Source organism: Rhizobium sp. SVR5-2C (assembly GCF_056755115.1).
The window spans coordinates 1-235 of the sequence record NZ_JBNDHT010000610.1; the positions used below are offsets into that span (position 1 = coordinate 1).

A 235-nucleotide genomic window follows, 5' to 3' on the forward strand; every position below is an offset into this window, starting at 1 on the left:
CGCGATCCACCTCAACCAGACCTCGGTGAAGCCCGAGCTTCGTGAAGCGTTTCGGAACAAGAACCTCCGCATCGCCCTTAGGTATGCCATCAACCGGCAGGACGCCATCGACCTGATCTTTGCCGGGCAGGGTGAGCCCTACCAGATCGCGCCACGGCCGGAATCCGAATTCTATAATGAGAAATTCGCAAAACAGTACACCGAACACGATCCGGATCTTGCGAACAAGATGCTG

The 235-nt window shown here is 56.2% G+C and carries 1 protein-coding gene; it reads left to right on the forward strand.

What is annotated here, in order from left to right; translation table 11 throughout:
- Positions 1 to 235, forward strand: a 235-nt coding sequence (locus ACPYOI_RS37090; RefSeq protein WP_481424309.1) for an ABC transporter substrate-binding protein, incomplete at both ends; no start/stop codon positions are given.